Origin of the sequence: Jiella pacifica (assembly GCF_010500815.1) — a bacterium.
Classification (GTDB): Bacteria; Pseudomonadota; Alphaproteobacteria; order Rhizobiales; family Rhizobiaceae; genus Jiella; species Jiella pacifica.
In genome coordinates this window covers 1-17,248 of sequence record NZ_JAAAMG010000045.1, presented here as the reverse complement: position 1 = coordinate 17,248, position 17,248 = coordinate 1, and the positions used below count along the sequence as shown (strand labels likewise).

The window sequence follows — 17,248 nt, the reverse complement described above, 5'->3', positions numbered from 1 at the left end:
CACTCAGGCGATGATGCGCAACCTTGGTGGCCGCATCACGCGGCCCTGCGGACTTCCTTGATGGTGACGGTCCCATGGTTCGGTCCTCCTTCCCAAAAATAGCATGGAAAGAAGATTAAGAGGACACATAAGGTTTAGAATGCCGCTCTTGATATCATCGCATTTGGGCCTGTTGAGGTTCAGCGTGATTGGCTGACGGCGGCGGTGATGTAGATGAAAGAGGTGAAGCTCGTATCGGTTCTGTCGGCACGCATCGAGATCTGCTTGAATCCCTTGATCTTGCGGAAGAAATTCTCGGTCAGATGACGCCATTTGTACATCTCCTCGTCGGTTGTGAGCGGCACAGCCCGCCTGAGATCGGGAGAAACCGTCTCTCCTTGGCTGCGAGGGCTGCCTTGGCGACAAATGCCGCGTCGTTTGCACGCAGTCGGCTCAAAGCTGAATCGCGATCCGCATCCCGGTCGCATTGCTTCTGATGATCACCTGTCCGCCGTGCCTTTCGACGATCTTCTTCACGAGGCTCAGCCCCAGGCCCGCCCCCTCGCTCTTTGGCTTGACGCGGTAGAACGGCTCGAAGACCAACGCCCGATGTTCCACCGCGATGCCCGGCCCCTGATCGGCGACTTCGATCGCCGCGCCGGCAGAAGCCGAGACCGTGATCATGCCTCGCTGGCCGCCGTGGTCGATCGCATTCCGAACGAGATTGCTGACGGCCCTGCGAAGCGCGGTCGGATCGCCCTTGCGGGCGACGCGTTCGGCTTCGCTCTCGAAGGAAATCTCGTAGCCTGCGGCGATGGCGAAAGGCGCCAGATCGGCGACGACCTCGCGTGCAACGGCGACGATGTCGACGCTCTGACCGACGTCGATCGTTTGGTCGCTGTGTTCGAAATCGAGAAGTTGTTCGGCCATGCTGGCCAGGCGTGCGACGTCGCTAAGAAGGCGCGTTCTCTCCGGACCGTCCGACATTCCGTCGACCCGCGTCTGCATGATGGCGATGGGCGTTCGCAGCTCATGGGCAGCATCGATCAGAAAGCGCTCGCGCGTCTCGAACTCGGCTTCGAGCCGCCCCAGCGTGCCGTTGAAGGCGGTTACGAGAGGCGCGACCTCCTTGGGAATGCCGCTCACCGGAAGCCGCGCGCCGTGCACGCGCGGCGCGATCTGCGACGCCTTGCGAGCGACGTCGCTGACCTTGGCAAGCGCGCGCCGGACGATTCGTGGAACGGTGAGAAAGATGGCCGGCAGGGCGATGGCGATCAAGGACCCATAGATGGGGTAGCTTTCGGCGAGGATGGCGAGCACGGGCCAGCCCTTGTCGGCGAACCCGCCGAAGAGGACGCGGACCTCCCCCAGGTCCGTGTCGACGTTCTCCACCGAGGCGATCTCGTCGGTGCCGGCGGCGCCACGGATGTCGGCCGATTCGAACAGGTGCACGAGCGGCGCGAGCCCGGCGAAGGGAGCCGGGATGGCGCCGAACGAGACCGAGGCGCCATCGGTCGTCGCGGCCACGGTCCACAATTGCCTGTTGCGCTCCTTCAGTGCCTTGAGCTGCGGCGTTTCCCGCAGGACGAGACGGCCTTGATCGTCGCGGGCGATCGCCGCTGCCACCGCGGCCGTGATTTCGCGCTCGGCGGCAACATTCGGGGAGAGAACCATCGTCGCGTAGACGCTGAGCCCGACGATGACGCCGCCAATCACGGCGATGATGACGAGGCCCAATTGCCAGCTCAGCCGCCACCAAAGCGATGGATTGGAAGGAGGCGAGGTCATCCATCTTCCTTGAGAAGATATCCGACGCCCCTGATGTTGTGGACGGCAACGCCGGCCTCGGCTTCCAGCAGCCTCTTGCGCAGGCGAGAGATATGGGCGTCGAGCGCGTTCGACTGGATGTCTTCCTCGTAATTGTAGACCGCCGCCTCCAGGGACGAGCGAACGACGGTCCTGTCCTTCCGCTTCGCCAAGGCCACGAGGACGAGCAGCTCGCGCCGGGGAAGATCGAGCGGGACCGCGTCGAGCGTCACGGTCAGATGCAGCGGATCGACCGTCAGGCGGCCGGCCGTAATGGTGGGTTGCGCGAGGTTGGCGGGCCTTCGAAGGACGGCCCGGACCCGCGCCATCAACTCTTCGACGAGGAACGGCTTGCCGAGGTAATCGTCGGCGCCGAGGTCGAGCCCCTTGATCCGCTCCGATGGCTCGTTCCTTGCCGTCAGGACGATGATCGGCGTGTCGAGGCCGGACCGTCTCAACTGCGGAGTGAAGGTCAACCCGTCGCCGTCGGGAAGTCGGCGGTCCAGGAGGATGGCGTCGTAGGAACTCTGCCGCGTCAGCTCGACGGCCTCGTCGAGGCGCATTGTGTGATCGGTGACGATCCCATGCTTCTCGAGGGCGGCCGACAGGGCTGCCGCCAGTTCCTTCTCGTCTTCGACCAGGAGAAGCCTCATTGTCCACCTCACCGTTTCGTCTGCTCTTCCCGCAGCCGGGTTGCGGCAGCATTACGAGGAAGATCGATCTGCGGGTGGTGCTCTCCCAGTTGCCATGTGGTGCGGCGGCACCATCGATCCACGTATCGTCGCGGTTCGAGGTTGGGCACGAACGGCAGCCCCCCTCTGGTCCCCATCGGTCTCGACGCACGTCTCGGCGTTTCGAGAGACGCAGAGGCGCCCGGTCGTTGCCACGACCGCACTCACGCTTTAAGATGCAAGATCGCATCCAGATAGCGACGACGGCATCGCGGAGTCAAGATGCGGCAATGCATCTTATGCAGGGGAAGAGATCAGGTGACCGAACGACGTCGGGGCCGCGACCTCGAAAGAGCTATTCTGGGTGCGGCGTGGCTCGAACTGGCCGATCATGGCTATGCCGGACTGACGATGGACGGTGTCGCCAAGCGAGCCGGGACCAGTCGGCCGGTGTTGGCGCGCCGTTGGGAGGGCAAGGCAGAGCTCGCCGTCGCAACCATCCGGCACCAGATGGCAAAGCATCCGCTGGACGTGCCCGACAGCGGCAACGTGCGGACCGAACTCATCGACTATCTCGAGCGGGCGTCCGCGCGCGCCTCCGGAATTGCAGCCGCCTTTACGCTGTTCCACAGCGAGTATTTCTCGGAAGGTTCGTCGGCGCCGAAGGACTTGCATGAGGCGCTTGCCCGCGGGGAGACGCGCTCGCTTTCGCTGATTCTGGATCGGGCCGTCGGGCGCCGGCAAGTCGATCCGGACAAGCTGACGCCTCCCGTCGCTTCCCTGCTGGGCGACCTCTTCCGCTATCATGTTGTCATGCACTTTAAGCCGCCGCCTCAAGCGCTGCGACAGGATTGGGTGGACACAATATTCCTGCCGCTTGTTCGGAGCGAGCGGAGCCACATCGCGGCACGATAGCCATCGACCGGGAAATATCGGTGAGATGCGGAGCCTATCCTCTCCTTCCGGCGGCCGTACATGGGCATGCGGATTGCCGGTGGGAGATGAACGGCACCTCGTCGTCCTCTGAACCGATGCGCATGAAGCGGCTGCTATCGGTGGAACTTGGCTCGGAAAGTTTGTCCCTGCGGGCTCTCAGCGACGTTCTGCCTCGCTATCGGCTGCCGCTCCGCGCTGAGCCGAGGCTTCGTTCCGGGTCTTCGCAAAGCCGCGATCGGTCGCGATGAAGCGCTGGAGCATGGGCACGATCAGGCGGACGGGATCGGCGGCGGGCTGGCCGGTCACGCGGCCAAGGATCTCGGCGTAGAGGGCGAGATCTCGATGCAGGCTGGCAGGAAGCTCCAGCGTGATCTTGATCGGCTTTTCGTCGGAGAGCGGACCGAGCTTCAGCTTGACCATGGGCATGTCCTTCCGATGTGCGACCGGCAGCTAAGCGGCTTCCGGAATGCCGGATCAGCTCCCGTAGGGCTCAAGCACGAGATCGCGGGTGACGATGATGCGGACGGGAAAGCCGGGCCGGATGGTGAGCGTGGGCGCAACGTCGAGCTCGCGGCGGATGATTTGCTGGCCGGCGTCATTAAGGGTGTCCTGAGCGCCCTTCTGGATGGCCTGGACGAGACGATCGTCATTGTCGGTCGACAGTTCCGCGCCGACGCCGAGGAGGGTCGAGAGGCCGGCGGCCTTGGCGAGATCCCACCAATGATGGTCCACGCCATCTTCCAGACCGGCATACCCTTGAGTGTCGGCGCCCGGCAGGCGTTCGAGAACGATGGACTTGCCGTCCGGCAGGATCAAGCGGTTCCAGACCAGCAGGATGCGCCGTTGGCCGAATGCGACGCCGTGGTCGTAGGTGCCGATCAGGCGCGTTCCCTGGGGGATGAGCAGGAAACGGCCAGTCGGGCTGTCGAAGACGTTCTCCGTCACCTGGGCGGTGATCTGGCCGGGCAGATCGGAACGGATACCGGTGACGAGCGCAGCGGGAATGACCGCGCCGGCCTGAAGGATGAAGGGGCTCGCGGGCGAGGCCAGACGTTCGGCCGAGATGGTGCGATGATCGGCCGATGCGTTGATGAAGGCGAACTGCCGGTCCTGGGTAAGTGGCAAACCGGTGCCTTGCGCCGCAGATGCAGCGCCTTGCTCTGCATTCATCATGTCATGCCCCGCCTGCTGCGCGACGAACAGGCGGCTGGTCAGCGCGGCCTCCTGTTCCTGCAGGCGCCGTTGCTCCTCGCGACCGGCGCCGGGGACGCTAGGTGCCGGCACGGGCCTGCCTTCGTCGCGGGCGCGCACGATCGGGCGGCCGAGATCGCCGGGCAACGGCGGCCCGAGCCGGGGCACCTGCGCATAATCCGACGGAAGGCTGCGCAGTCCGTCCGGCGTCGGCTGGTGATCGGTCGTCAGCAGTTCGGACGGCGCGTTTGAACGGTGCTGCCCCTGCAGGGCGTAAACGAGCGCGCCGCCGATGAGGAGGCCACCACCGAGGCCGAGGGTGGTCAGAACCTTGCGCGACAGGCGCGTCACGGGCGGCGGGGCCGGACGCAGGCGAAACGCCTGCGCCGAGTTCTCCCTGTCGTTCGCGGCGGGGTGGTCGGCCGGATCGCTCATCAGACGCGATCTCCGCTTCTTGTCCCATGGACCCGCAGGATCCGGACCTTCTGCTGGTGCTTGCCGCCGAGGCGCAGCTCGGCCGCGCCGAAGAGGCGGTCGACGATGAGGAGCTTGCCGAAGACGCGGGTGTTGGCGAGCTGCGGATCGCCGTCGGGGCCGATGACGAAGAGCGGCGGCATCTCGCCCTGGACTATGCCGCGCGGGAACTCGACATAGACGCGCCGTCCGTCGTCATAGACCGTGGCAGGGCGCCACGGCGGCGTGTCGCCCGACAGCGCGTAGCGATAGCGCCGCATCGCCATCGTCGGCAGGATTGGAGTCGCTGGTGCTGACGCCTGCTGCTTTGCGGCTGAGCGCGGATAGGCCCAGGCGACGGCGGGCATGTAAGGCTTCTCGCGCGAGGCGAGCTCGATCAGGTAGGTGCGCCGGTCGGTGTTGATGACGAGGTTGGTTGTAATGTCCGGTCGCGTCGGCTTCACCAGCACATGGGTCTGCGCGGTCTCGCCGCTGCCGCTTGTCGTGTCACCGATGATCCAGCGGACCGTGTCGCCGGCGGCGATCGGTCCGGAGCCGCGGAGCGACTCTCCGGGCTCGAGCGCAATATCGGTGATCTCGCCCGGTGCGGCGTAGACCTGATAAAGGGCACCCTCGCTGTAGGGATAGATCTGGATGGCATTGTAATAGCCGCCACGGCGCGGCTCGACACGCGCGGCGGCATTGGCCAGTTCCACCCGCGCCGCCGGGTTCTTGGCGTCGCTGGCGCCACCGTGACTTGGTGTCCAACCCGGCGGCACATGCAGCGGCCTCGGTGCCTTGTCCTCGGCAACAGCCGGTGCCGGCGGCAGCGGCGGCGCGTCGTCATCATAGGCGATCGCCGGTGGCCTCTGCGCTGTGGCGCAGCCGGCCAGTGCGGAAGCGGATAGCAGCAGCGCCACACAGATGGTCCGATTGCTCCATATACGCCGGAAATTGGCGCTCCTCATTGTCCGAGTTCCTTCGACCAGTTGATGGCGGTGACGAAGATGCCGAGCGGGTTCTTGCGCAGACGCCCGGCATCGTGCGGCGGGCGGGTGATGACGGTGACGATGGCGGTCCAGCGCGAGGTCTCGGCGAGTGCGCCGTCCTGGTAGTGCCGCTCGCTCCAGGCAATCCGGAAGCTGTCGGGCGAGGCGCGGATGACGCTGGAGACGTCGACGGCGACCTGCTCCTTGCCGACCTTGGCGAAGGGATCGTTGGCGCGGGCGTAGTCGTTGAGGGCCTGGGCGCCGCTGGTCGCGGTGAAGTCGTAGGCCCTCAGCCAGTTCTGGCGCAGCACGACCGGATCGGCGGGAATGGAGCGGACGTTCTCGGTGAACCGCGCCAGGTGGAAGGCGATCTGCGGATCCGTCGGGCGGTAGTCGGCGGTGGCGGGGCCGATGGCCTGCGCCTCCCCGTGCTTGTCGACTTCGACCACCCAGGGCACCACCGTGCCGCGCGCCGACTGCCAGACGAGGGCCGAGGCAAAACCGGCAGTGAGAAACAGGCAGCCGAAGGCCATCAGCCGCCAGTTCCTGGCCTGCACACGGGCGGAGCCGATGCGCTCGTCCCAGACCTGGGCCGCCTTCTGGTAGGGCGTTTCGGGCTCTGGCGTCTTGCCGTAGTGGGTGGCCGGTCGCTTGAACATCAGCGCTTCTCTTCGGAAAGATCGATGGAGGAGCCGGTACCGTGGCTGTCCCCGGCGAGCACGGAATGGGCGGTCAGGCTGACGCCATGGCTCATCGCCTGAGACCGCTTCATGCGCTTTGCCCAGGCGGGTGGACCGCTGTCGGCGGCGGCGGGTGAATGACCGGTCTCGGTGCCTTGGCTGACGGCACTGCCTCCTGCCATCGCGCCGCCGCTTACCTCAACGACTGCGCGGCCGCCTTCGGCAAAGCTGGAGCGCATGCTGCCTGCGGCGGTGAATGCCGTGCGCCGCAGCGGCGAACTTGCAGCCTGTCCGGCGGCGCGGCCAACGCCCGCAACACCGGAGGCGATCCCGGCCGCGCCAGACTGTTCGCCTGCGCCAAGCCGATAAGCTGTGGAGGCGCCTCCCGCGAGTCCCGCGCCACCTCTGGCCGCGGCTGCGGTTCCGCCGATCATGGTGCCGGCGCCCGAGACGGTAGCCCCCAAAGCGGCTCCGCCCGCCACCACGGCGCCACCGGCGGCAAGGCCGGTGCCGATGGCGGCACCCGCGCCGAGCTGCGGTCCGCCCGAGACAAGCCCGTTGGCAATGCCGGGACCGAAGATGCCAAGGCCGAGCAGCGACAGCGCCGCCAGCACGATCGCCATCGCCTGATCGATCGTCGGATTGACGTCGCCAAAGCCGGCGGTGAACTCGGAGAACAGCGTCGAGCCGATGCCGATGATGACGGCGAGCACCAGCACCTTGATGCCCGACGAGATGACGTTGCCGAGCACCCGCTCCGCCATAAAGGCGGACTTGCCGAAGAGTCCGAAGGGGATCAGGACGAAGCCTGCTAATGTCGTCAGCTTGAACTCGATCAGGGTAACGAAGAGCTGGACGGCGAGGATGAAGAAGGCGAAGAGCACCAGTGCCCAGGCGAGGAACATGCAGGCGATCTGGATGAAGTTCTCGAAGAACGACCAATAGCCCATCAGGCCGGAGATCGAGTCGAGCAGTGGCCGCCCGGCATCCAATCCCGTCTGCGCCACCTTGCCGGGACGCAGCAGATCGGCGGCAGTGAAGCCAGTGCCGGAGGCCTTCAGGCCGAGGCCGGCGAAGCTCTCGAAGATGATCCTTGAGAGGCTGTTCCAGTTTGAGATGAGCCAGGCGAAGACGCCGACGAAGAGGGTCTTGCGGACCAGCCTTGCGATGATGTCGTCGTCGGCGCCCCAGGACCAGAAGAGAGCAGCGAGCGTCACGTCGATGACGATCAGGGTGGTGGCGATGAAGGCGACCTCGCCGCCGAGCAGGCCGAAGCCGCTGTCGATATAGCGGGTGAAGACCTCAAGGAAGTGGTCGATGACGCCGGTGCCCTGCATGGTGCTAGCGGGCCTCCGGGTTCATCTGCGGCGAGACCGGCAGGCGGTCGCGGATCCAGTCACCGTTCGCCGACAGAAAGCGGCGGCGGTTCTCCGCCCAGGTCTCGAGACAGGCAGCATCGTGAATGGCGGCTTCGCCGATCCTGGTGCAGCGGACTAGCTCGGCCCGCAATGGATCGGCCGGGGCGGCCGAGCTCGGCACCGATGCCTCTGACGCTGGCTTCTCTTCCCTTCCGACCCCTCCCAGCGCCGCCACGGCCAGAGCGGCCGCCACGAAGGCGCCGGCGGCAAGCCGGGCAAAGTGCTTCGCCTGCATCTCAATCGCCGTAGAACATCTGAGCGTTGCCGGGCTCATAGCCCGTGCCTGGCGTCAGGAACCGTCGGCGCTGCTCGCGACCCTGATCGGCGGCGGCTGCCTGTTCGGCCGATTGCAGAGCACGGGCCCGCCCGTCCGCAGCAACGACCGCGACGAGATCGGCGAGTTGCTGCGCCTGCAGCGCCAGGAGCTGATTGCCGGCCTGGGTCGCCTGCAAGGCGCCGGTCGCGCCCTGGCTCTCACCGACGAGCGCCGACATCTCGGTTCGGTTGGTGTCGAGATTGCCGACGACGCCGGCCTGGACGCGCATGGCGTCCTGGAGCCCCGCCACGGTGTCCTGCCAGCGGGTCTTGGCGGCCGCGATCAGATCCTGATCGGAAGCCGAGGTCGAGGCCGCGCCATAGGTGGAGGAGAAGGCCTGGTCGATCTCGCCGACGTCGAAGGCGATCCTCTGGGCCTGATCCAGGAGTTGTTGCGTGCGTTGGACGGACTGCTGCAGCTGCTGTAGCGAGGAGTATGGTAAGCTCGCTAGATTGTGGGCTTGGTTGATCAGCATCTGCGCCTCGTTCTGGAGCGAGGTGATCTGGTTGTTGATCTGCTCCAGCGCCCGGGCCGCCTGCAGCACGTTCTGCGCATAATTCGTTGGGTCGAAGACGAGCCAGGCGGCCGAGGCCGGTGCGACGATCACGGGGGATAGAGTAACGGGAGCGATGAGCGCCGCAGCCAACAACTGACCACGCAAAGCACGAGGGATCATGACGGCGTCTCCAGATTGGCAAGGTCGGGAATGAGATCCGCGGCCCAGGCCAGGCCGCGGCGCCTCAGCCAGGCGGCAAGGAAGCCGTCCGGGCCGTATTGTGCGAGGACATCCTCGATCTCGGTCTGATCGGTCTTGGCGGAGGCGGCGCAGAGGGCGAGCGCGACTTCACCGAGGCCGAGCTCGAACAGGCGGTTGCCGCACCGGCTCTGGCAGTAGTAGGCGCGCTTCGGCGTGGCTCGGGCCAGGATCTCGATCTGACGATTGTTGAGGCCGAACTTGCGATAGTTGGCCGCGATCTGCGGCTCGATCGCCCGCTCGTTCGGCAACAGGATGCGGGTGTGGCAGCTCTCGATGATCGCCGGTGCGATCGGGCTGCCGTCGATATCGGAGAGCGACTGGGTGGCGAAGACGACGGAGGCGTTCTTCTTGCGCAGTGTCTTCAGCCACTCGCGGATCTGGCCGGCAAAGCCCTCGTCATCGAGCGCAAGCCAGCCTTCATCGATGATGAGGAGCGTCGGGGAGCCGTCGAGCCGATCCTCGATGCGGTGGAAGAGATAGGCAAGCACGGCCGAGGCCGCGCCGGTGCCAATCAGCCCCTCGGTCTCGAACGCCTGGACGGAGGCTTCGCCCAGATGCTCGACCTCGGCATCGAGCAGCCGGCCAAAGGCGCCGCCGAGGCAGTAGGGCTGCAATGCTCGCTTGAGGACGTTCGACTGCAGGAGCACGGAGAGGCCAGTGATGGTCCGCTCGGCCACTGGCGCTGTGCTGAGCGAGGTCAGCGCCGTCCAGAGATGCTCCTTGACCTCCGGCGTGATGGCGATGCCTTCGCGCGCGAGGATGGCGACGATCCAGTCGGCGGCCCAGGCGCGCTCGGGCGTGTCGGGAATGCGGGCCAGCGGCTGCAGCGAGACGGAGGCACTCTCGGTTAGGCCGCCACCGAGATCATGCCAATCGCCGCCCATCGCCAGCGCCGCTGCACGAATGCTCCCGCCGAAGTCGAAGGCGAAGACCTGGGCATCCCGATACCGGCGGAACTGCAGCGCCATCAGCGCCAGGAGCACGCTCTTGCCGGCGCCGGTCGGGCCGACCACCAGCGTGTGGCCGACATCGCCGACATGGAGCGACAGCCGGAACGGCGTCGAGCCCTCGGTCTGGCCGAAGAGCAGCGGCGGTGCGCCGAGATGTTCGTCTTTGTCGGGTCCCGCCCAGACCGCCGAGAGCGGGATCATATGGGCCAGATTCAGGGTCGAGATCGGCGGCTGTCGGACATTGGCATAGACATGACCGGGCAGCGAGCCGAGCCAGGCGTCGACCGCGTTGATGGTCTCGGGCATGGCGGTGAAGTCGCGCCCCTGGATGACCTTCTCCACCAGCCGCAGCTTCTCCTCGGCGATGCGCGAATCCTCGTCCCAGACGGTGACCGTCGCGGTGACGAAGGCGGCGCCGGCATAGTCGGCGCCCAGTTCCTGCAAAGCGAGGTCGGCATCGGCCGCCTTGTTGGCGGCATCGGTGTCGACCAGCATCGAGGCCTCGTTGGTCAGCACCTCCTTGAGGATCGCGGCAAGCGACTTGCGCTTGGCGAACCACTGCCGGCGGATCTTGGTCAGCAGACGCACGGCATCGACCTTGTCGAGAAGGATGGCGCGGGTCGACCAGCGATAGGCGAAGGCGAGCCGGTTCAGTTCGTCGAGAATGCCGGGCGTGGTGGCGGTCGGAAAGCCGGTGATGGTGAGAACGCGCAGATGCGCGGTTCCGAGCATCGGCTCAAGCCCACCGGTGAGCGGCTGATCGGCGAGCAGCGCATCGAGATGCATCGGCACTTCGGGCACTCGCACATGCTGGCGCTTGGTCGAGATGGTGGCGTGCAGGTAGGAGAGCGTTTCGCCGTCATCGAGCCATTGGCATTCCGGCATGAAGCTCTCGATGAGTTGGAGGACGCGATCGGTGCGGTCGATGAAGCCACGCAGCACCTCGCGGACATCGGTGCCTTTCCCCGTCTTGCCCTCGTAGAGCCAGCCCTCGGTGCGGGCGGCAGTCTCCGCCGGCGGCAGATAGACGAAGGTAAGGAAAGTGCTCGACTCGTAGTGTGCGCCCTCGGCTTCGAACTCGGCCTTGCGCTCGGCATCGACCAACGCCGAGGCTGGATCGGGAAAGGTGCTTTCCGGATAGCGCTGCGCGCCCAGCCGGACGGCTTCGACGAAGATCGCCCAGCCGGAGCCGAGACGGCGGAAGGCGTTGTTGAGGCGGGCGGCAACCGCTACCAGTTCGGCCTCCACCGCACTGTCGAGATCGGGCCCACGAAACCGGGCGGTCCGCTGCAGGCTGCCGTCCTTGTTGAGGACGACACCGGCCTCGACCAGCGCCGCCCAGGGCAGGAAGTCGGCGAGCCGAGTGGCGGTGCGGCGGTATTCGGCAAGGTTCATCATTGTGCGCGCCTTCCTCAGAGATCCAAATGGCCGGGAATGCGCAGGTGCCGGCGCACGACATCGGCAAAGAGCGGATCGCGCCTCGCCGCCCAGACGGCGGCGAAGTGCCCGATGGCCCACAGCGCCAGCCCGACCAGCCAGAGGCGCAGGCCGAGCCCGAGGGCGGCGGCGAGCGTGCCGTTGAGGATGGCGATCGAGCGTGGCGCCCCGCCAAGCAGGATTGGCTCGGTCAGCGAACGGTGCACGGCCACGCTGAAGCCGGCGACCGCGCCGGCGGAGGTGAAGGGCGCGGCCATCAGACCAGCGCTCCGCCGCCGAAGGAGAAGAACGACAGGAAGAAACTCGATGCCGCAAAGGCGATCGACAGGCCGAAAACGATCTGGATCAACCGGCGGAAGCCGCCCGAGGTGTCGCCGAAGGCGAGCGACAGGCCGGTGACGATGATGATGATCACCGCGACGATCTTGGCCACCGGCCCTTCGATGGATTCGAGGATCTGCTCCAGCGGCTCCTCCCAAGGCATCGACGAGCCCGCTGCTTGGGCGGCCGAGACCAGGGCAAGATTGGCGGCACCGATGGTCGCGGCTATTACAGTGATGCGCCGACCAAGAGATCGACAAAGGCGATGTTGGCGCGAGATCATGCACGGTCTCCGGTGCGGGGCTGGGCGATGGGCGCGATGCGGTAGTCGCCATGGCGGTCGAGGCCGGCAACGCGGGAAAGCTCGGCAAGGCGACGGGAGGCCCCGCGGCCGGAGAGCACGGCGACGAGATCGATGGTCTCGACAATCAGCGACCGCGGGACGGTGACGACGGCTTCCTGGATGAGCTGCTCCAGCCGCCGCAGCGCGCCGATGGCGGAGCCGGCATGAATGGTGCCGATACCGCCAGGATGGCCGGTGCCCCACGCCTTGAGCAGATCGAGCGCCTCCGACCCGCGCACCTCGCCGATGGGAATCCGGTCGGGCCGCAGCCGGAGCGAGGAGCGAACGAGATCGGAGAGCGAGGTGACACCGTCCTTGGTGCGCAAGGCGACGAGGTTCGGCGCGGCGCATTGCAGCTCGCGCGTATCCTCGATCAGCACCACGCGATCGGCGGTGCCGGCGACTTCGGCGAGCAGCGCGTTGGTCAGCGTCGTCTTGCCGGTGGAGGTGCCACCAGCGACGAGGATGTTCTTTCGCTCGGTGACAGCCTGGCGCAGCGCCGTTGCCTGATCGGCGCCCATGATGCCGGCGGCGACGTAATCCTCCAGCGTGAACACGGCGACTGCCGGCTTGCGGATGGCGAAAGCCGGCGCAGCGACGACCGGTGGCAGCAGGCCCTCGAACCGCTCGCCGGTCTCCGGCAGCTCCGCCGAAACGCGAGGCGCGCCCGCATGAACTTCGGCGCCGACATGATGGGCGACTAGCCGGATGATCCGCTCGCCGTCGGCGGCAGAGAGTCTCTCGCCGGATTCGGCGAGGCCTTCGGCAAGCCGGTCGATCCAGAGCCGGCCGTCGGGGTTCAGCATCACCTCGACGACGCCCGGATCCTCCAGGTATCCGGCAATCGCCGGCCCCAGCGCCGTGCGCAGCATGCGCGCGCCGCGTGAGACCGCCTCCGAGTGCTGATGCGAAGAAACCGCCATCTCGTCCCCTTTGCCGGCGGACCGCCGACGGCGGCTCCGGATCGGGGACGATTAAGAGAACCGGAAAAGGGGTGAGTTCAACAAGTCAGAGGCAGCCGTCGCAGTCTGGCGAAGAAAGACAGGCGATCGGCAGTCGCCTGCATCCGTCAAAGCGGCAGCTTCGCGTCCATTACGGACGTTCACTGGCTATAGGCTTGTCTTGGAAGCAGACATTCCGCCGTCCGAAGCGACCGACCTGCCGGCCAAGGCAGCGTCGTCTGCGTCGACCGCCTAAAGAGCCTTAGAAGGGATAATCCTCAGCAACTCTTCCTGGCGGTCTTCCGAGATTGCCGAGAAGCCATCCAGTCGCTGGAGATCGTGGAGTGGCATCGGCCTCGAGAACAGGTAGCCTTGAAGATCTGTGCATCCGACGGCAGCCAGGAAGGCACATTGCGCGTCAGTCTCAACCCCTTCGGCCGTCGTCGAGATGCCTAAGGTGCGCCCGAGGCTAACGATGGCCGATACGATCGCTGCTCCCTCGGCTCGGGCGCCCAGCAAAGACACGAAAGATCGATCGATCTTGATCCTGTCGATCCTGAACTGCATGAGGTGGCTGAGAGACGAGTAACCGGTTCCGAAATCATCGAGTGAGATCTGGGTTCCTCTTTGCCGGAGACGTTCCAATGATGCGGTGACATGGCCACTATCGGCGATCAAGGCAGACTCGGTTACTTCAAGTTCGAGACGCGATGGTGTGAGACCTGTCTCGTAGAGAATCCTTCCAACCTCTTCGTGGAATCCAGGGGCGCGCAGCTGCAAGGGCGAAACATTGACTGCGACGAAAGTGGCAGAGGGCCAGTTTGTGGCGGCCTGGCAGGCTTCAAGCAGGACCCAACGGCCGAGTGCTTCGATCAACCCGCCCTCTTCTGCGATGGAAATGAAACGATCTGGGGTGAGGAGTCCGTGCTTGGGATGGTGCCAGCGGACCAGCGCTTCTGCACCGGAAGCCCTGTTGCCTTCCGACACACGGTGGATGGTCTGGAAATAGAGTTCGAGTTTTCCGGTCTCCTCGTGGCTGACAGCGATGCGATCATCTGCGGCGTCGTCGCGGCGATCGGCACCCGGCAGCACACCTAGCAAAGCGCGCAATTCACTTTTAAGCGTCTCCCGCGTGTTGCGCCCGTGCTCCATCGCAGGCTGGAATATGACCGATCGCCCCCGGCCCTGATGCTTGGCCTCGTACAGCGCAGCGTCGGCATGACGCAGGATCTCGCTAGCGTTTCCTCCGGAGGCAGGAAGGCGTGACACGCCGATTGACCCCCCCACATGGGCCACCACTTCGCCTGACCGGAGATGGAAGGGTCGCTTCAGTTCGGCCAGAAGCGCGTCCGCCAAACCTTCGAGAAGGGTGTCGTCACCGCCGATGTTGCGAAGAAGAAGAGCGAATTCATCGCCCCCCAACCTCGCCAGGATATCTGTCGGGCGAATGACGTTCCGCATGCGCTCGGCCGCATTTCGGATGAGCTCGTCACCGGCGGCGTGACCGAAGCTGTCGTTGACCGCCTTAAAACGATCGAGATCGATGAGGGCGATCGCCGAACGGTGCCCGGCAATCTCCGCCTTGGCAAGGTGCTCTTCGAGGCAAGCCGAGAAGAAGGCTCGGTTTGGAAGAGCGGTCAGGACATCGTGGCGGGCTAGATGCCGAGCGTTGACTTCGCTCCTCTTAAGCTCGATGAGACTTGACCTGAGCCGGACGAGCAGCAGCAGGAACAGGACCACAATGATGAGCGCGGCGGTGACGAGAGCCGGCAGCAGGCGACCGATGACGCGGGATCCCGGAAGGTCCGGGCTCCAAACGATAAATCCGATTGGATCACCCGTGGCGCCGGCGTCGATCTGCACGGCGACTTCATTCCCGTCGGGGTCGGCCGAGCGAGCATAGCGTGCTCCGTTGAGGCCTTGTTCCCGGCTGAGATTGTCGAGAACCTCGCCGTCAAGAAAGCGGATCGCGATCAGATATCGCATCTCTCCGAGCGGCGGATCCTTTTCTTCCGCACCGGGCTCCATACCACGGGATATCTGCGCAACCCCCGCGATCGTCGGCCGGCCCTCGAGACGCATGAGTTCGGCAAAGGCACCACGTCGATGGTCATCCTGCCGGGAAACACTGTCGCTGGCGCGATCAGCCGCCGCTCTTCTCCTGCCAGGGCGATCCTGCAGCAGTGGTAGCAACAACGGCTTTATCCAGCGGAAGCGCTTTTCCGTTTCCACGTCCGACCGCATGGCCAATTGGCCTGTGCCATCGACGACGAATGCCTGATCGTAGCCGAAGACCGCTGTGACGATCACGGTAATGGCTTCCGCAGAGACCGGATCGAGACTTTTCGGTGATGTCGCGATGTTAGCCCCGGGGCGGGGCTGATCCCCCAGGTCTGCGGACAAAAGCGACATGTAGCCCGAACCGACCTGGTCAATTGCTTTGGCAACCTGCTCGACCTGCTCCCTCAGACGTCGCGTGACGAGGTCTCGCTGACGTTCGAAGGCAGCGGAGTCGCTTTCAGCGCCGGCCCAGAAGCCGGCCAGCACGACGAGCCCCAATGTCGCGACGCCAATCCCACCGATGAGGAGAAGAACCGCGCTGGAAGACTTCGCTGCCTGATAAATGCGGAGAATAGGATCAGGATATTTAATACGCACAGACTGCACCTCGACAGAGGCCCACTATCCTGTCGATGCGTTGACTAAAGCTTACAGAATGAAAGAGAAATCGCTTCTGCTCGGGTCAAAGCGTCAGACGGGTTTCAGCTGCTTTTAAGGAATGTATGCCACTTTAATGCGAGGATACCGGGGGCTGTTGCCAAGCGCCCTGATGTCAGATGGAAAGGAAACCCATGCGCATCGCCCAGGCACATTCCCTTGCGGTTTCGAGAACTCTGCTGACGCTTCTAGCCGGTGTCTGCACGGTGGCACTTGCAACGGTAGCGCAGGCGCGGGACGGCAAAATTACTCGGATTGCGGTGGAAGGTGGTTTCCCACCCTTCAACTACCTCGACGCGGAAAACCAGCTCCAGGGCTTTGATGTGGAAGTCGCTCGAGCGCTCTGCGCCAAGGCCAATCTCTCGTGCGAATTCGTCATGCAAGGGTGGGAGGACATGATCCCGAACCTGAACGCTGACAGGTACGACGCGATCGTCTCGTCAATGTCGAAGAGCGAAGAACGCATGAAGCTCGTCGACTTTACGGACAGCTACTACACCAGCCCGTCGGTCTTCGTCGTTCGCAAAAAAACCGAGATGCCCGACTTCCAGTCCAAGTCGCTTGGAGGTCTTGCTCTCGGCGTCGCGCTCGGAACCGTCCAGGCGGCCTATGTCGAACAGACTTTTCCAGATGCTAAGGTCACGATCTTTCCGTCGTCGCCGGATCTCTACAAAGGACTGGCCGACGGAAGTATTGATGTCGTTTTCGAAGACAAGCTCGCTATATACGACTGGCTGACGAACACAAGAGCTGGTAACTGCTGCGAGTTCAAGGGCCCGGACATCATAGACCCCAAGTTTTTTGGCGATGGAGCGGGCATTGCCGTTCGGAAGACGGACACGGAACTCCGAGAAAAGCTGAATGTCGCCCTGGCCGCGATAACGGCCGACGGAACCTATGATGCCATCAATGCGAAATACTTTCCTTTCAGCATTCGATAGTATCTGCGATACGTAGGAAGCGGATATCGCTTCTCGAAACAGGTGCTTCTTGACGTGAGCTTTCTGAAAGAGAGTCGTTCACATTCGGGCTTTGGCTGCCGGGTGGCGGGATCGCGGAACCATAAACACTTGTCGGGTGGAATGCGGCGGGGCAGCATCCCGCTCGTTCGTTGAGATATTAACCTGCAGCTCTCGCTCAAAGGGTGCCGCGGAATTGTTACGATCTGGTGTTTCCGCGGACCGGCAGCTCTCCAAGAAGGTGCTCTGGAAGCCGATCTGTCCACTTAAGCTTCTTGACTGACGAATGACATGACGGTTTCGACTGGCCTACGGCCCATGTTGCGGTAGCCGAGGTGCGGGCGTTCGGTGTTGTAGTGGACGAGCCAGGCGTCGAGATCGGC

17 protein-coding genes and 1 pseudogene are annotated in these 17,248 nt (G+C 64.7%); 2 read left to right on the top strand and 16 right to left on the bottom strand.

Going from position 1 to position 17,248, the window contains the following annotated elements:
• Positions 1 to 179: 179 nt before the first annotated feature.
• From GTK09_RS26375 to GTK09_RS26365, 3 genes are all read right to left on the bottom strand, one after another.
• Positions 180 to 344, bottom strand: a complete 165-nt coding sequence (locus GTK09_RS26375) for a hypothetical protein (protein ID WP_163466382.1) — start codon at positions 342 to 344, stop codon at positions 180 to 182.
• 88 nt (positions 345 to 432) lie between these two features.
• Positions 433 to 1,767 carry a sensor histidine kinase gene (locus GTK09_RS26370; RefSeq protein ID WP_163466381.1) on the bottom strand — a complete coding sequence of 445 codons (1,335 nt, stop codon included), beginning with the start codon at positions 1,765 to 1,767 and terminating at the stop codon, positions 433 to 435.
• Positions 1,764 to 2,438: a response regulator transcription factor gene (locus GTK09_RS26365; RefSeq protein ID WP_163466380.1), complete on the bottom strand. Its 675-nt coding sequence runs from the start codon at positions 2,436 to 2,438 to the stop codon at positions 1,764 to 1,766. Before GTK09_RS26365 ends, GTK09_RS26370 begins: the two co-directional genes overlap by 4 nt.
• Before the next feature lie 336 nt (positions 2,439 to 2,774).
• Between GTK09_RS26365 and GTK09_RS26360 the strand changes: the two genes are divergently transcribed.
• Entirely contained in the window at positions 2,775 to 3,371 is a 597-nt protein-coding gene (locus tag GTK09_RS26360; protein WP_203561221.1) for a TetR/AcrR family transcriptional regulator, read from the top strand.
• A gap of 177 nt (positions 3,372 to 3,548) precedes the next feature.
• Here GTK09_RS26360 and GTK09_RS26355 read toward each other — a convergent pair whose 3' ends face one another.
• The 12 genes from GTK09_RS26355 to GTK09_RS26300 form a co-directional block, all read right to left on the bottom strand.
• Positions 3,549 to 3,812, bottom strand: coding sequence for a DUF2274 domain-containing protein (locus GTK09_RS26355; protein ID WP_163466378.1), 264 nt, complete (start codon positions 3,810 to 3,812; stop codon positions 3,549 to 3,551).
• Positions 3,813 to 3,866: 54 nt separating this feature from the next.
• Positions 3,867 to 5,018, bottom strand: a complete 1,152-nt coding sequence (locus GTK09_RS26350) for a TraB/TrbI/VirB10 family type IV secretion system protein (protein WP_163466377.1) — start codon at positions 5,016 to 5,018, stop codon at positions 3,867 to 3,869.
• On the bottom strand, positions 5,018 to 6,004 hold the full coding sequence (gene trbG, locus GTK09_RS26345; protein ID WP_163466376.1) for a P-type conjugative transfer protein TrbG: 987 nt from the start codon (positions 6,002 to 6,004) through the stop codon (positions 5,018 to 5,020). The genes GTK09_RS26350 and trbG overlap by 1 nt, the downstream gene beginning before the upstream one ends.
• Entirely contained in the window at positions 6,001 to 6,684 is a 684-nt protein-coding gene (gene trbF, locus GTK09_RS26340; RefSeq protein WP_163466375.1) for a conjugal transfer protein TrbF, read from the bottom strand. The genes trbG and trbF overlap by 4 nt, the downstream gene beginning before the upstream one ends.
• Positions 6,684 to 8,042 carry a P-type conjugative transfer protein TrbL gene (gene trbL, locus GTK09_RS26335; RefSeq protein WP_163466374.1) on the bottom strand — a complete coding sequence of 453 codons (1,359 nt, stop codon included), beginning with the start codon at positions 8,040 to 8,042 and terminating at the stop codon, positions 6,684 to 6,686. The genes trbF and trbL overlap by 1 nt, the downstream gene beginning before the upstream one ends.
• Before the next feature lie 4 nt (positions 8,043 to 8,046).
• Complete coding sequence (trbK-alt, locus tag GTK09_RS26330; protein WP_163466373.1) at positions 8,047 to 8,358, bottom strand: putative entry exclusion protein TrbK-alt; 312 nt, start codon at positions 8,356 to 8,358, stop codon at positions 8,047 to 8,049.
• A gap of 1 nt (position 8,359) precedes the next feature.
• Positions 8,360 to 9,115: a P-type conjugative transfer protein TrbJ gene (gene trbJ, locus GTK09_RS26325; protein ID WP_163466372.1), complete on the bottom strand. Its 756-nt coding sequence runs from the start codon at positions 9,113 to 9,115 to the stop codon at positions 8,360 to 8,362.
• Positions 9,112 to 11,544: a conjugal transfer protein TrbE gene (gene trbE, locus GTK09_RS26320; protein WP_163466371.1), complete on the bottom strand. Its 2,433-nt coding sequence runs from the start codon at positions 11,542 to 11,544 to the stop codon at positions 9,112 to 9,114. The genes trbJ and trbE overlap by 4 nt, the downstream gene beginning before the upstream one ends.
• A gap of 14 nt (positions 11,545 to 11,558) precedes the next feature.
• A complete protein-coding gene (locus GTK09_RS26315; protein WP_163466370.1) occupies positions 11,559 to 11,840 on the bottom strand; it encodes a VirB3 family type IV secretion system protein in 282 nt (93 codons plus the stop codon).
• Complete coding sequence (locus GTK09_RS26310; RefSeq protein WP_163466369.1) at positions 11,840 to 12,187, bottom strand: TrbC/VirB2 family type IV secretion system protein; 348 nt, start codon at positions 12,185 to 12,187, stop codon at positions 11,840 to 11,842. Before GTK09_RS26310 ends, GTK09_RS26315 begins: the two co-directional genes overlap by 1 nt.
• Positions 12,184 to 13,170, bottom strand: coding sequence for a P-type conjugative transfer ATPase TrbB (gene trbB, locus GTK09_RS26305; protein ID WP_163466368.1), 987 nt, complete (start codon positions 13,168 to 13,170; stop codon positions 12,184 to 12,186). The genes GTK09_RS26310 and trbB overlap by 4 nt, the downstream gene beginning before the upstream one ends.
• 270 nt (positions 13,171 to 13,440) lie before the next feature.
• Positions 13,441 to 15,846 (bottom strand): putative bifunctional diguanylate cyclase/phosphodiesterase, encoded by a 2,406-nt coding sequence (locus tag GTK09_RS26300; RefSeq protein WP_163466367.1) that lies wholly within the window; start codon positions 15,844 to 15,846, stop codon positions 13,441 to 13,443.
• A gap of 194 nt (positions 15,847 to 16,040) precedes the next feature.
• Here GTK09_RS26300 and GTK09_RS26295 point away from each other — a divergent pair, with 194 nt between their 5' ends.
• Entirely contained in the window at positions 16,041 to 16,847 is an 807-nt protein-coding gene (locus GTK09_RS26295; protein ID WP_163466366.1) for an ABC transporter substrate-binding protein, read from the top strand.
• 284 nt (positions 16,848 to 17,131) lie between these two features.
• Here the strand turns inward: GTK09_RS26295 and GTK09_RS26290 are convergent.
• Positions 17,132 to 17,248, bottom strand: a pseudogene (locus tag GTK09_RS26290) (IS481 family transposase); the annotation flags it as partial.

Excerpts from the sequence above, each read along its gene's own strand:
- GTK09_RS26370 (WP_163466381.1), bottom strand. The coding sequence starts at position 1,767 with ATGACCTCGCCTCCTTCCAATCCATCGCTTTGGTGGCGGCTGAGCTGG.
- GTK09_RS26365 (WP_163466380.1), bottom strand. The coding sequence starts at position 2,438 with ATGAGGCTTCTCCTGGTCGAAGACGAGAAGGAACTGGCGGCAGCCCTG.
- GTK09_RS26355 (WP_163466378.1), bottom strand. The coding sequence starts at position 3,812 with ATGGTCAAGCTGAAGCTCGGTCCGCTCTCCGACGAAAAGCCGATCAAG.
- GTK09_RS26350 (WP_163466377.1), bottom strand. The coding sequence starts at position 5,018 with ATGAGCGATCCGGCCGACCACCCCGCCGCGAACGACAGGGAGAACTCG.
- trbG (WP_163466376.1), bottom strand. The coding sequence starts at position 6,004 with ATGAGGAGCGCCAATTTCCGGCGTATATGGAGCAATCGGACCATCTGT.
- trbF (WP_163466375.1), bottom strand. The coding sequence starts at position 6,684 with ATGTTCAAGCGACCGGCCACCCACTACGGCAAGACGCCAGAGCCCGAA.
- trbL (WP_163466374.1), bottom strand. The coding sequence starts at position 8,042 with ATGCAGGGCACCGGCGTCATCGACCACTTCCTTGAGGTCTTCACCCGC.
- trbK-alt (WP_163466373.1), bottom strand. The coding sequence starts at position 8,358 with ATGCAGGCGAAGCACTTTGCCCGGCTTGCCGCCGGCGCCTTCGTGGCG.
- trbJ (WP_163466372.1), bottom strand. The coding sequence starts at position 9,115 with ATGATCCCTCGTGCTTTGCGTGGTCAGTTGTTGGCTGCGGCGCTCATC.
- trbE (WP_163466371.1), bottom strand. The coding sequence starts at position 11,544 with ATGATGAACCTTGCCGAATACCGCCGCACCGCCACTCGGCTCGCCGAC.
- GTK09_RS26315 (WP_163466370.1), bottom strand. The coding sequence starts at position 11,840 with ATGGCCGCGCCCTTCACCTCCGCCGGCGCGGTCGCCGGCTTCAGCGTG.
- GTK09_RS26310 (WP_163466369.1), bottom strand. The coding sequence starts at position 12,187 with ATGATCTCGCGCCAACATCGCCTTTGTCGATCTCTTGGTCGGCGCATC.
- trbB (WP_163466368.1), bottom strand. The coding sequence starts at position 13,170 with ATGGCGGTTTCTTCGCATCAGCACTCGGAGGCGGTCTCACGCGGCGCG.
- GTK09_RS26295 (WP_163466366.1), top strand. The coding sequence starts at position 16,041 with ATGCGCATCGCCCAGGCACATTCCCTTGCGGTTTCGAGAACTCTGCTG.